Raw genomic sequence first — 12,326 nt, 5'->3', positions numbered from 1 at the left:
GCGGGCTACCGGCCGCGCATCTGCCGGGTAAGGCGCCTCCTGACGCGGGCTACCGGCCGCGCATCTGCCGGAAGGCGCCCTTGGGCGGGCGCATGTTCTTCGGGATCGCGCCCTTCGGCAGCTGCGGCCGGGCCGCCGAAAGTGCCTTGAGCCGCTTGTCCAGGGCGTTCACGTCCTTGCCCTTGAGGTTGGGCGGCAGCCGCAGCAGAGTCGTACGCAGCTTGCGCAGCGACAGCTCGTCCTCGCCCTGGCCGATCATGTAGTCGTAGAGCGGGGCGGTGCCGATCACCTTGGCGAGCCGCCGCTTCTCCTGGCCGAGCAGGCTCCTGGTCCGCTGCGGGTTGCCCTCGCCGAGCAGGATCACCCCGGGCTTGCCGACGACCAGGTGCACCATGTCCATCTGGGTCGTGGAGCTGACCGCCGGGGTGACCCGCCAGTCGCCCCGCATGCTCTCCAGGATCGAGGCCGCCGCGCCGGGCTGCCCTTCGGCGGCGTTCATCATCGCCCGGTTGGAGCGCAGGTTGAGGACGATCAACAGGGCGAGCAGGGCGAGCAGGATGCCGATCGGCAGCCAGAGCCAGCCCCACTCCAGCACCGCGACCACGGTGAGCGCGATCGGGACCAGCACCGCGACGACGGCGAGTGGCACGAACCACTTGTCGCGTTTGGCGGTGAACGAGAACACCATCCCGATCTGCTTCAGCCGCTGGCCGAACGACACCTTCTCCTGCGCCTTTGCCATTCCACGGAGTCTAGTAGCCCCGCGCCGCGCCTCCGGTGCCCGGCCGGGCTCATCCCGTCCCCGGCCGGGCTGCACCCCGGCCCCCGGCCGGCTGGCACGGAGGTAAGGACCTTACGGGGCTGAGGTAGCCGCAGCGGGTGCGACTAAGGAGGGTGGCCGGGCGTAGATCAGGCGGCGCACCAATGTGCCCGGGGTGCCTTCCGGCGAAGAGTGGACATCAGCGAAGAGAACCGCATCCGATAGGAGCCCAGCGATGTTCAGCACCGACGCGCACTTCCTGCTCACCCTGCACCGTACCCACGCCGACGAACTGCGGGCGGAGGCCGCCTCGGCGCGGCTCGCCCGCTCGGTGCCCCGCCGGTCCCGGCGGCACCGGGCCCGCGCCGCGCACGGCCGGCAGTCCGCGCCGGCCGGCCCGGCCGCCCGGTGAGCCGGGACGCCACCCTGCTCGCCCCGCCGGCCGAGCGGACCGCTCGGCAGCCGGCCGACCGGACCGACGGCACCCCGGCCGACGCCTCGGGGGCGGCCGGTGTCCCCGGTCCGGCGGCCGGCAGCGGGACCGGGACCGGAGTTCGGATCTTCGGGGATCACGCCCGGCGTGGCATCCTCGAATCCGTGACCACTCGTGCCGCCAGCAGCGTTCTCGTCGGCCGCCAGTCCGAACTCGCCGTCCTGCACGACGCGCTCAAGCGGGTCCGGGCCGACGAGCCGGTCGCGCTGCTCGTCGGCGGCGAGGCCGGCGTCGGCAAGAGCCGGCTGATCGAGGAGTTCGGTCGGCAGGCCGGCGCCGACGGCAGCCAGCTCCTCGTCGGGCAGTGCCTGGAACTCGGCGAGCAGGGTCTGCCCTTCGCACCGTTCGCCGCCGCGCTCCGCCAGGTGCTGCGCCGCGACGGGGCGGCGGCTTTCGAGGGGTACGAGCGGGAGTTCGCCCGCCTGCTGCCCGAGCTGGCCCGGCTCCAGGGCGTGCCGACCGGCGCCGACACCCGGACCGCCACCGACGGGCCGGAACTCTCCCTGGACCCGCACCGGGGCTACCTCTTCGAGCTGGTGGCGGGGCTCTTCACCCGGCTCGCCGCACAGCGCCCGCTGGTGCTGGTGATCGAGGACCTGCACTGGGCCGACCGCTCGACCCGGGACCTGATCTCCTTCCTCGCCCGCGCGGTCCGGCCGGCCCGGGTACTCCTGATCTGCACCTACCGCTCCGACGAGCTGCACCGGGGGCATCCGCTCCGCCCCTTCCTGGCCGAGCTGGACCGGGCCCGCGGCGTCGAGCGACTGGAACTGGACCGGCTGGACCGGGAGGGCACCGGACAGGTACTGGCCGACCTGTTCGGCTACGAGCCGAGCGACCGGGCCATCGACACCATCCACGGCCGGACCCAGGGCAACCCGTTCTTCGTCGAGGAACTCGCCGCCGCCAGCGACCCGAGCGGCTGCGCCGACCTGCCGGACACACTTCGCGACCTGCTGCTGGCCCGGGTCGACCGGCTGCCCGAGCCGGCCCAGCGGGTACTCCGGATCGCCGGTGCCGGCGGTACCCGGATCGCGCACGAACTGCTCGCCGAGGTGGCCGGGGTGCCGGAGACCGAGCTGGAGGAGGCACTCCGGGCCGCCGTCGCCGCCCAGCTGGTGGTCGCCGACCCGGACGGCGGTTACGAGTTCCGGCACGCGCTGGTCCGTGAGGCGGTGCACGAGGACCTGCTCCCCGGCGAGCACGCCCGGCTGCACGCCCGGTACGCCGCCGCGATCGAGGCGCAGCCGCAGCTCGTCGCCGACGGGCGGGCCCCGACCGAGCTGGCCCACCACTGGTACGCGGCACACGACTACCCCCGCGCCCTCACCGCCGCCTGGGCCGCCGCCGAGGCGGCCGGCTCCCGGTACGCGTACGCCGAGCAGGGGCGGCTGTTGGAGCGGGTACTCGAACTCTGGGAGCAGGTGCCGGACCCGGCGGAGCTGCTCGGCCGGGACCACGTCGCCCTGCTGGAGGCGACCCTGTCGGCGACCTCGACCGCCGGCGACTACAGCCGGGCGCTGGCGCTGACCCGGGCGATGCTCGCCGAGCTGGACGCCACGGCCGAACCGGTGCGGGCGGCCCGGGTGCGGCTGCTGCGCGGCCGGCTGCTGCGGATCCTCGGCAAGTCCGACGGCGCCGACGACCTGCGCGAGGCGTACGCGCTGGTCGCCGACGTGGACGGTGACCCGCAGCGGGTGCGCCTGCTGGCCGACATCGCCTTCCAGGTTGTCCGGGTGGACCGGGCCGAGGGCGGCCGGATCGCCGCCGAGGCGGTGGCCGCCGCGACCGCACTGGCCGACCAGGACGCCATGGTGAGCGCGACCCTCGCCGCCGGCTGGGTGTGCAGCCGGCAGGTCTCACCGGAGGACGGGCTGGCCGGGCTGCGCCGCGCGGTCGAACTGGCCGAGGCGGCGGACGACCCGTCCGCGCTGGTGACCGCGCTGGTGGTCAGCTCCGACGCGCTCTGCGAGGTCGGCCGGTACGCCGAGTCGGCCGAGGCCGCCGCCACCGGGTACGCCGAGGCGAGGCGGTTCGGGATCAGCCGCTCCACCGGCGCGTTCCTGCTCTCCAACCAGGCCGAGGCGCTTATCGCGCTGGGCCGCTGGGACGAGGCCGACGAGTTGTGCGGGCAGGCGGCCCGGCTCGACCTGCCCGGCATCACCGGATACCACTGGTTGCAGTTGCGGGCCGGGCTGCGGCTGGCCCGGGGCCAGACGGGCGCCGACGAGCTGGTCGCCCGGGCGCTGGGTTTCCTGCGCCGGCCGTACCTGCCGCTGGAGTTGCCGCTCTACGAGCTGCGGGTGGAGGCGGCCCTGGCCGCCGGGGACGTGCCGCTGGCCGTGGAGGCCGCCCGGACCCTGCTCGGCCGGCCGCTCGAAACCAACCCCCGGTACGCCTGGCCGGCGCTGGCCGCCGCCGCTCGGGCCGCCAGCGCGGCCGGCGACCGGGAACTCGCCGAGCGGGTACGGTCGGCGGCCGGCGGGGTGGCCGTCCGGTACCCGGCCGAGCAGGCGTACGCGACCCAGGTGACGGCGACGCTCGCCGCCGGACCCGAGGCGGTGTCGTGCTGGCAGGAGGCCGTGGCCGCGTGGCGGGTCGACGGCCAGCGCTATCCGCTCGGCCGGGCCCTGTTCCGGCTGGCCGAGGCGGCGGCCTCGGCCGGGGACCGGGTGCTGGCGGCGGGGGCGCTGGAGGAGGCGGCGGCGATCGCGGGCGAGCTTGCGGCCGTACCCCTGGGGGAGCAGGCGGCGACGCTGGCCCGGCGGCTCGGGTTGCGGCCCGCGCCCGGCGCGGCGCCCGGGACCGAGCTGCTCACCGCCCGGGAGCAGGAGGTGCTGCGGCTGGTCGCCGAGGGGCACAGCAACAGCCGGATCGCGCAGCGGCTCTACATCTCGCCGAAGACGGCGAGCGTGCACGTCTCCCGGATCATCGCGAAGCTGGATGTGGCGAACCGGATCGAGGCGGCGGCGGTCGCGCACCGACTCGGCCTGCTCAACCCCCCGCCCCCGGAGTAGGGAAGGGCCCCCGCTTATCGTTTTTTGTGGCTTGCGGCCCTTCCTAACTGACTCGGTCGGGGACGGGGGTGCGGGGGAGGACCGGCGCGGCGCGGCCGGTGCCATGATCGCCCGGCCCCTTCTCCTCGTGGTACTCCTCCTCCACGTTGACCGTCCACACGTCGTGGGCGGTGCCGTCCAGGATGTTCGACACCGACAGCAGCGCGGTCATCATCGAGTGGTCCGCGTTGTTGTAGCGGTGCATCCCGTTGCGGCCGACCGGGTGCACGTTCGGCACCTCGGCGGCGAGCCAGTCCCGGATCGTCGCCACGTTCGCCTTGTAGCCGAAGTCGTAGAACGGGTACGCGCGCGGCATGCGTACCACGTAGCCGGTCTCGACCGAGCCGGGGCGGACCAGGCCGAGTCGTTCCAGTTCGGCGGTGCCCAGCGCCACCAGGTCGGCGTCCGGGCTGTTCCACAGCTCGTCGCCGATGTTCAGGAAGTACTCCAGCCCGAGGCAGGTCCGCCCGTCCTTGACCAGGTACGGCGACCAGGAGCCGAAGTTCTGGATCCGGCCGACCTGCACCTCCGGGGAGTGGATGTAGATCCAGTTGTCCGGGAAACTGAACTCGGCCGGCACCACCAGCGCCACGGTCAGGAAGTCGCGGTAGAACAGCTCCTGCGCGGCGGTGCGTACCTCCTCGGGGGCCGGCGGATCCATCGCCAGCACCAGCTGGGAGATCGGCATCGACGAGACCACGTGGTCGGCGTCGACCCGGCGCCGCCCGTCCGGACCGTCGACGGTGACCGCGACCGCCCGCCCGCCGGCCCGGTGCACGGCGGTGACCCCGGTGTTCAGTACCACCCGGCCGCCGCGCTTCTCGACGTGCTCGGCGCAGCGTTCCCACATCATCCCGGGGCCGTGCTTGGGATAGTTGAACTCCTCGATCAGGCTGGTGATGTCCTTCTGGTTGCGCCTGGGCAGCAGCGCGTTCAGCACCGCGTTCGACAGCGACAGGTTCTTGATCCGCTGCGCCGCCCAGTCGGCGGAGAGTTCCGTCGCCGGCACGCCCCAGAGCTTCTCGTTGTACGTCTTGAAGAAGTGCTCGAAGAGCCGCCGGCCGAACCGGGCGGTCACCCAGCCGGCGAGGTGGGACTGGTCCTTCGGCGGCGAGACCTTGGCCCAGAGGTACGAGCCGACGCAGCGCAGCGCCTCGACGACGCCGAGATTGCGCAGCGCGTTGCCGGCCTTGAGCGGATAGTCGTACAGCTTCCCCTGGTAGTAGATCCGGCTCATCCGGGGACGGAGCAGGAAGTCCTCGGCGGGCAGGATCTCGTGCCAGAGCGCCTCGACCTGCGGGACCTTGGTGAAGAAGCGGTGCCCGCCGATGTCGAACCGCCAACCGTCACGTTCGACGGTACGGCTGATCCCGCCCACCACGTCGTCGGCCTCGAACACGTCGACGGTGGCGTTCCGCTTGGTCAGCTCGTACGCCGCGGTCAGACCGGCGGGGCCGGCGCCGATGATCACGGTGTGGGGTGCTGCTGTCATGCTTCTATTCATCACCTTCGACGTGTCATCGGCAAGGTCCTCCCGGCTGGCGGCCGGAAATCTAACCCGCTGCGACATGCCGGGCCCTGGCTCGTCACGGGGCGTAGCCAAGCCGGGCCTGCCGGGCTGCCGGGCCTGCCGAGGTCGAGCGTGCACGAGCCGGGTAAGGGCGGCGAGGGACGGTGGCGGACCGCCGTTCCGGCGTACCCGAAGGTTCTGGTCCTGCCCTACCTGGTGGCGGTTGCCGGCAGCTCGCGCGCCTCGACGGCCTGCCGGTAGAGCCGGCCGGCCCGGTAGGACGAGCGCACCAGCGGCCCGCTCAGCACCCCGGCGAAGCCGATCTCCTCGGCCTCCTCGCGCAGCTCCACGAACTCCTCCGGGCGCACCCACCGCTCGACCGGGTGGTGCCGGGGCGTCGGGCGCAGGTACTGCGTGATTGTCACCAGCTCGCAGCCGGCCGCGTGCAGGTCGCGCAGCGCCTGGGAGATCTCGGCACGCTCCTCGCCGAGCCCGAGGATCAGGTTGGACTTCGTCACCAGCCCGGCGGCGCGGGCCTGGGTGAGCACGTCGAGCGAGCGCTCGTAGCGGAACGCGGGCCGGATCCGCTTGAAGATCCGGGGCACCGTCTCGACGTTGTGCGCCAGCACCTCGGGGCGGGCGCCGAAGACCTCGGCGAGCTGGTCCGGGTTGCCGGTGAAGTCCGGGATCAGCAGCTCGACCCCGCAGTGCGACAGCCCGTCCAGGGTGCCGTCGGCGGCCGGGGCGACCCCGTCGGCGGCCGGGGCGCCACCGACGCCGTCCCGGCGGGTCAGCGCGTGGATCTGCCGGACCGTCTCGGCGTAGAGCCAGGCACCGCCGTCCGGCAGGTCGTCCCGGGCCACCCCGGTGACGGTGGCGTACCGCAGCCCCATCGCGACCACCGACTCGGCGACCCGGCGCGGCTCGTCGGCGTCGAAGTCGGCCGGCTTGCCGGTGTCGATCTGGCAGAAGTCGCACCGGCGGGTGCACTGGTCACCGCCGATCAGGAAGGTCGCCTCGCGGTCTTCCCAGCACTCGTAGATGTTGGGACAGCCGGCCTCCTGGCAGACGGTGTGCAGCCCCTCCCGGGAGACCAGGCCACGGAGCTGGGTGTACTCGGGGCCCATCTTCGCCTTGACCTTGATCCACGGCGGCTTGCGCTCGATCGGCGTCGCGGCGTTGCGGGCCTCGACCCGCAGCAGCCGGCGCCCCTCCGGCGCGACGGGATGGCCGGTACGGATCTCCGGTGCGGTCACGACGCTCACTCCTCCGGCTCCGGCGGCGGGGGATGGCGCGGAGTGCTGGATGGTCACGAATCCGAGCCTACGCGCCAGGCTTCGACCGATCGACCGGCAGCGACCGGACTCACGTGCCGGACCAGGTGATACCACTCACGCCGTCGCCCGTCGCCCGTCGCCCGTCGCCCGTCGCCCGTCGCCCGTCGCCCGATCGGGCGAGGCCGCGGCGTATCCCGGAACCCGCGGCGTATCCCGGAAAATGTGTTGTCGGGGTGGCGGCGGGTCCGGCTAACCTCCCGGGCAGAGCGTCGACGGAGCCGAGTACCAGCCCGACCACCGGAGTCCAGAGAGTCACCGCCGCTGGAAGGTGATCTCCGACCGGGCTGGGAAGACCCTCCCGAGCTGCGGGAAGAACGGCGTACCGACGCCTGGTAGAACCCGCCGACCGGCCCGCGTCAGAGGCCGCGAACGAGGCCGCCGGCCGTGTTCCTGCCGGTGGTGAAGATGTGGTGGCACCGCGAGTACCCGCTCGCCCACATCCCCCGGGGCCTTGCCGGCGCGTTCCGCCTGGGACGTGCCGCGACACACGACAGGGGTGCACGCAGGTGCCACGGATCCTCTCCACGTCCCTTCCCGCGCGGGTCGGCAGCACGGTGACCGTCGCCGGCTGGGTACACCGCCGCCGGCAGCTCAAGTCGGTGACGTTCCTGATCCTGCGGGACGCCGCCGGGCTGGCCCAGGTGGTGGTGACCGACGCCGGCCTGCGGGCCCGGCTGGCCGAGCTGCCCGAGGAGTCGGTGGTCGAGGTGACCGGCCGGGCGGTCGGCAACCCCGCCGCGCCCGCCGGGGCCGAACTGGTCGACCCGACGGTACGCCCACTCGGCGACCCCGCCGTGCCGCCGCCGTTCGACGTGTACCGCCCGGAGCTGACCGCGGCCCTGCCCACCCAGCTCGACCACGCGGCGGTGGCGTTGCGGCATCCCAGCCGCTCGGCGGCACTGCGGATCTCGGCCGCACTGGTCTCCGGCTTCCGGGCCACCCTCGACGGGCTCGGCTTCGTCGAGGTGCACACCCCGAAGATCGTCGCCGCCGCCACCGAGAGCGGCGCGAACGTCTTCGCCCTGGACTACTTCGGCCGGCCCGGCTATCTCGCCCAGTCCCCGCAGTTCTACAAGCAGATGCTGGTGGGGGTGCTGGAACGGGTCTACGAGGTCGGGCCGGTGTTCCGGGCCGAGCCACACGACACCACCCGGCACCTGGCGCAGTACACCTCGCTGGATGTCGAGTTCGGCTTCGTCACCGACCACCGGGACGTGATGCGGCTGCTCCGCGACGTACTCGCCGGGATGCTGGACCGGCTCGCGGACCACCCGAACCCACCCGCGCGGATTCCGGTCGTGCCGGAGGAGATTCCGGCGGTGCACTTCGCCGAGGCGCTGGCGATCGCGGGGGCGTCGCCGGACGAGCCCGACCTCGCCCCGGCGCACGAGCGGGCGCTCGGCGACTGGGCGCGGGCCGGGCACGGCTCCGACTTCCTCTTCGTCACCGGCTATCCGCTGGCCAAGCGCCCCTTCTACACCCACCCCGCCACCGACGACGCGCCGTCCGGCGGGCCGGTGACCCGCCCCGCCCCCGGCGACGGCCGGGCCGGTGTGCCGCGGCGGGCGGCGTACTCGAACGGGTTCGACCTGCTGTTCCGGGGGGTGGAGCTGGTCACCGGTGGGCAGCGGTTGCACCGCTACGCGGACTATCTCGCCGCGCTCGCGCAGCGGGGCGAGCCGATCGAGCCGTACGCCGGTTACCTGGACGCGTTCCGGCACGGCATGCCTCCGCACGGCGGCTTCGCGATCGGCCTGGAGCGGATGGTCGCCCGGCTGCTCGGGGCCACCAATGTCCGCGAGGTCACCGCCTTTCCCCGCGACCTGCACCGCCTCGACCCCTGACGGCGTGGTTCGCAGCCAGATCCGGCTGCCGCCGCAGCCTGCGGGAGGGCTCAGGGGAGCAGGGTGGCGAGGTGGCGTTCGACCACCGGGAGGACCTCGGCGACGGTGACCGGGCGGCCCAGTTCGGCGCTGAGCGAGGTGACGCCGACGTCGCGCAGCCCGCAGGCGACGATCCGGTCGTACGCGCCCAGGTCGCAGTCGCAGTTGATCGAGAACCCGTGCTGGGTCACGCCCCGGGCCACCCGGATGCCGATGGCGGCCACCTTGCGTTCCGGCCCGCGCTCGTCGGCGGGCACCCAGACGCCGCTGCGCCCCTCGACGAGCATCACGCTTGTCAGTCCGAGGTCGGCGCAGACGTCGAGCAGCAGTTGCTCGGTACGCCGGACGAAGGCGACGACGTCCACCGGCAGCCCGGTGTCCGCACCGGGAAGCTTGAGGATCGGATAGCCGACGAGCTGACCCGGCCCGTGCCAAGTGATCTTGCCGCCCCGGTCGACGTCGATCACCGGCGTACCGTCCATCGGCCGATCCCAGGGCTCGGTACGCTTGCCCGCGGTGTAGACGTCGGGATGTTCGAGCAGGAGTACGGTGTCCGGCCGCTCTCCGGCGACCACCGCCTCGTGCACCCGACGTTGCTCGTCCCAGGCCGCCAGATAGTCGACGGTCCCGAGCCGGACGCTTGTCAACCCGGCAACAGTGCTGGTCACCGCTCCAGCTTAGTTCGCTACCGGCGAGTCGCTCCGCTTCGTGGCAGGGCTCACCGCTGAGCCGACAGCCCTCGTGGCAGGGCTCACCGCTGAGCCGACCGGGCTCCTGACTGGCTCACGGGTGCGCCGGCCGGGCGCGGGGCGGGGATGATGCCCCGATGGAGACGTTGCTGATCATGACGATCCTGCTGCACGTCGGGGTCTCGGCGCTCTGGCTGGGCTCGATGGCGTACAGCCTCTTCGTGGTGGCGCCGAAACTGCCCAGGATGCTCGACGGCGCCGACCGGCTGGAGAACGCGCAGCGGGTGGAGGACGCGCAGCGGGTGTTGGCGCACGGCAACCGGTGGCCGGTGGTCGGGCTGCTCGGGGTGCTCTGGGGCAGCGGGCTCGGCCTGGTGCTGCTGACCGGGGAGCGGTCGGCCGGCTGGTGGGTGCTGGTCGCCGCCAAGGCGGTACTGCTGGCTTCCGCGACCGGCCTGTTCTGGTGGGTCTCCTGGCGGGGCTGGCCGCGCCGGGTCTTCGCCCTGCCGGCCGAACTGCCGGCACTCGCCAGCCGGTTCCGCCGGGTCGCGGTGCTGATGCTCGCTCTCGTCGCCACCGCCTTCACCCTCGGCATCCTTGCGGCACATCCGGCTGTCATGTGATCAGGTAGCAGCCGGCCGGCCAGAGCAGGCCGGCTGCTACCTGATCACAAGGTGCGCTCCGGCGTCAGGCGCCAGAGGTGGACGTCGGCGACCCGTTCCGGCGGGCCGAGCAGTGCGGTGGTGACGTCGAGCAGCGCGTCGGCGTGGATCGGGAACTTCGCGCCGTGTACCCGGTCGGCCAGCACCACCGCCTCGACCCGCCAGTAGCGCAGGTCGGCTCGGGCGGCGGCCCGGTCGGCGTCGGTGATCACCGGCCGTTCGCCGGTCTCGGCCACCCGCATCAGCAGCGCGTCCGTGGCCCGGGGCACCGGCCCGATCCGGCCCCGGCCGTCCGGCCCGCCCGGCCCGAGGAAGAACCCGGACGGGATGCCGAACTCGCCCTGCCGGTGGCTCAGCGCGTACGCCTGCCAGCGTTGCCCGTCCGGAGCCAGGTCGAGGGTGAGCGGCAGCGGGGTGAGCGTCCCGCCGGGGGAGACGTACTGCCGCCAGGTGCCGGCGGTGATGAACTCCGGGATCGGCTCCCGGGCGCTGGTGAGCAGTGGCACCGGCAGCAGCGGCAGCAGTGCCACGGCGAAGCCGGCGACCCAGCCGGCTCTCCCGCGCGGCGAGAGCGGATTGGCGCGGAGCAGGTCGACGGTGTGTGCCAGCAGCAGCCCGACCAGTGGTCCGACCACCAGGGCGAGCCGGGACGGCAGGGCGGCGTTGAACACCGGCAGGTGCCCGAGCAGGGCGTACGGCAGCGGCACGTCGGTGTGGGTACCGAAGATCTTCACCCGGGGGCCCCAGGAGAGCACGGCGAAGACGAGTGTGGTCACCCCGATCGCCCGCAGCGTGGCCCGGCGGGCCGGATCGGCGCGCCGGCACAGCACCACGAAGCAGATCACGGCCAGGACCAGCAGGGGCAGCCCGAGGAAGGAGTTCTCCTCGGTCGGGTTCGGCGCCAGCGAGGTGCCCAGCCCGAGTTCACCGGCCAGGGACCGTTGCGGGTACGCCCCGTACGCGGCGATGTCCTCGGCGTGGATAACCGGGTCGAAGCCGGTGCCGTGGAACCGCTGCGGGCCGAGGAAGTGCAGCCACAGCGGGTACGACAGCAGCGCGAACGCCACGAGTGCGGTGACGCCGAGCCCGCGCAGGAAGTCCGGCAGCGCGGCCCGTGCCTCGGCCCGGCGGTGCCGGTCGAGGGCCCAGGTGCCGAAGAAGACCGCGCAGGCCAGCGCGGTGAAGAAGAGTCCCTCGGCGGCGATCGAGAAGGCGACCGCGACCAGCAGCCCGAGCAGCAGCCCGTTCCGTAGCCACCGGCCGGGCTGGCGCAGCCGGAGTACGCCCCAGAGCAGCATCGGGACGACCCAGCCGGCGCTCCAGTTCAGGTGCGCGTTGGCGTGCGCGACGAGACCGGGCGCGAAGCCGATGGACAGCCCGCCGAGGACGGCCGCCGACGTGTTCCGGACGAGTTTGCGGGAGAGCAGCCAGTACCAGCCGTAGGCGGTGGCGGCGATGTTGCCGGTGAGGATCACCAGGAAGGTGGCCGGGGCGCCGACGGTGTAGGTGAGCGGGGCGAAGACGACGGCGTAGACGGTGACCGAGGTGTTGACGGCCAGGTTGACCCCGTCCGGCACGTTCACCAGGTCGGTGAAGAACGGGTTCTGCCCGTGGGTGAGGGCGTGTGCGCCGTACGCGAGCAGCCATTCGAAGAGGGCCTGGTCGCTGGAGTTGACGGTGATCGCCCGCCCGTTCGGGTCGAGCCAGAGTCCGCTGGTGACCCAGCCCGCGCCGACGATCGCGACAAGCGCGACGAGCAGGTCGGTCCGGCGGCGGCTCCGCCCGGCACCGGAGGGCGACGGCGACGGGGGCGAGGTCGGCCCGGCGAGCGCGGGCGGGGAGAGCGGCACGGGCCGGAGGTTACCAACCCGGCCCCGACACGCCGAGGAAGCGGTCAGCTTGACTGATCACGTGGAAATGATTTCCAATTGGATTA

The 12,326-nt window shown here is 73.2% G+C and carries 9 protein-coding genes; 4 read left to right on the top strand and 5 right to left on the bottom strand.

What is annotated here, in order from left to right; all coding sequences use genetic code 11:
- Window positions 1–49 precede the first annotated feature (49 nt).
- The gene (locus ACN28A_RS03800; protein ID WP_278063346.1) at window positions 50–742 is read right to left on the bottom strand and encodes a DUF4191 domain-containing protein; all 693 of its coding nucleotides are present in this window, start codon (window positions 740–742) and stop codon (window positions 50–52) included.
- 253 nt (window positions 743–995) lie between these two features.
- Between ACN28A_RS03800 and ACN28A_RS03795 the strand changes: the two genes are divergently transcribed.
- Together ACN28A_RS03795 and ACN28A_RS03790 are read left to right on the top strand one after the other, a co-directional pair.
- Window positions 996–1,172, top strand: coding sequence for a hypothetical protein (locus ACN28A_RS03795; protein ID WP_421392349.1), 177 nt, complete (start codon window positions 996–998; stop codon window positions 1,170–1,172).
- Window positions 1,169–4,270 (top strand): helix-turn-helix transcriptional regulator, encoded by a 3,102-nt coding sequence (locus ACN28A_RS03790; RefSeq protein WP_421392346.1) that lies wholly within the window; start codon window positions 1,169–1,171, stop codon window positions 4,268–4,270. Before ACN28A_RS03795 ends, ACN28A_RS03790 begins: the two co-directional genes overlap by 4 nt.
- Before the next feature lie 43 nt (window positions 4,271–4,313).
- Here ACN28A_RS03790 and ACN28A_RS03785 read toward each other — a convergent pair whose 3' ends face one another.
- Together ACN28A_RS03785 and ACN28A_RS03780 are read right to left on the bottom strand one after the other, a co-directional pair.
- Window positions 4,314–5,801 carry an NAD(P)/FAD-dependent oxidoreductase gene (locus tag ACN28A_RS03785; protein WP_421392344.1) on the bottom strand — a complete coding sequence of 496 codons (1,488 nt, stop codon included), beginning with the start codon at window positions 5,799–5,801 and terminating at the stop codon, window positions 4,314–4,316.
- A 227-nt stretch (window positions 5,802–6,028) separates the two neighbouring features.
- A complete protein-coding gene (locus tag ACN28A_RS03780; RefSeq protein WP_421392342.1) occupies window positions 6,029–7,132 on the bottom strand; it encodes a lipoyl synthase in 1,104 nt (367 codons plus the stop codon).
- Between the two features lie 530 nt (window positions 7,133–7,662).
- On the opposite strand from ACN28A_RS03780, the gene aspS reads away from it, so the two are divergent.
- A complete protein-coding gene (gene aspS, locus ACN28A_RS03775) occupies window positions 7,663–9,000 on the top strand; it encodes an aspartate--tRNA(Asn) ligase (protein ID WP_421392340.1) in 1,338 nt (445 codons plus the stop codon).
- Between the two features lie 50 nt (window positions 9,001–9,050).
- On the opposite strand, the gene lipB is transcribed toward aspS, so the two are convergent.
- The gene (lipB, locus tag ACN28A_RS03770; RefSeq protein ID WP_421392338.1) at window positions 9,051–9,707 is read right to left on the bottom strand and encodes a lipoyl(octanoyl) transferase LipB; all 657 of its coding nucleotides are present in this window, start codon (window positions 9,705–9,707) and stop codon (window positions 9,051–9,053) included.
- Between the two features lie 158 nt (window positions 9,708–9,865).
- Here lipB and ACN28A_RS03765 point away from each other — a divergent pair, with 158 nt between their 5' ends.
- On the top strand, window positions 9,866–10,351 hold the full coding sequence (locus ACN28A_RS03765) for a hypothetical protein (RefSeq protein WP_421392336.1): 486 nt from the start codon (window positions 9,866–9,868) through the stop codon (window positions 10,349–10,351).
- Between the two features lie 44 nt (window positions 10,352–10,395).
- Here the strand turns inward: ACN28A_RS03765 and ACN28A_RS03760 are convergent, their stop codons facing one another.
- Window positions 10,396–12,240 carry a DUF2079 domain-containing protein gene (locus tag ACN28A_RS03760; protein ID WP_421392333.1) on the bottom strand — a complete coding sequence of 615 codons (1,845 nt, stop codon included), beginning with the start codon at window positions 12,238–12,240 and terminating at the stop codon, window positions 10,396–10,398.
- Window positions 12,241–12,326: the final 86 nt, after the last annotated feature.

The sequence above is a fragment of the Plantactinospora sp. WMMB782 genome, assembly GCF_049179135.1.
GTDB lineage: Bacteria > Actinomycetota > Actinomycetes > Mycobacteriales > Micromonosporaceae > Plantactinospora.
This window is presented reverse-complemented; position numbering and strand designations above follow the sequence as displayed.